This is a genomic window from Microbacterium sp. ZXX196 (assembly GCF_009709595.1).
Lineage (GTDB): Bacteria > Actinomycetota > Actinomycetes > Actinomycetales > Microbacteriaceae > Microbacterium > Microbacterium excoecariae.
The window spans coordinates 1-326 of the sequence record NZ_WMEE01000062.1; the positions used below are offsets into that span (position 1 = coordinate 1).

The window sequence follows — 326 nt, forward strand, 5'->3', positions numbered from 1 at the left end:
ACGCTCATCAGCGGTCTTCGCTGTAGGACCGACCACCTCCACCGGGAGTAATACATGCCTCCGAAGGGCCGTACGGCCGGCGCCAAGAAGGTGCGCCGCAAGGAGAAGAAGAACGTCGCCCACGGGCACGCTCACATCAAGAGCACGTTCAACAACACCATCGTTTCGATCACCGACCCCACGGGCAACGTGATCTCCTGGGCCTCGGCGGGCCACGTGGGCTTCAAGGGCTCGCGCAAGTCCACGCCGTTCGCCGCGCAGATGGCTGCCGAGTCGGCCGCCCGCCGCGCGCAGGAGCACGGCATGCGCAAGGTCGACGTCTTCGT

General features: G+C 66.0%; 1 protein-coding gene. It reads left to right on the top strand.

All coding sequences use genetic code 11. The features are described 5' to 3' along the window. Positions 1 to 54: 54 nt before the first annotated feature. Positions 55 to 326 (top strand): 30S ribosomal protein S11 (rpsK, locus tag GJQ66_RS12265; protein ID WP_155049625.1); only part of this gene is annotated, 272 nt, incomplete at its 3' end.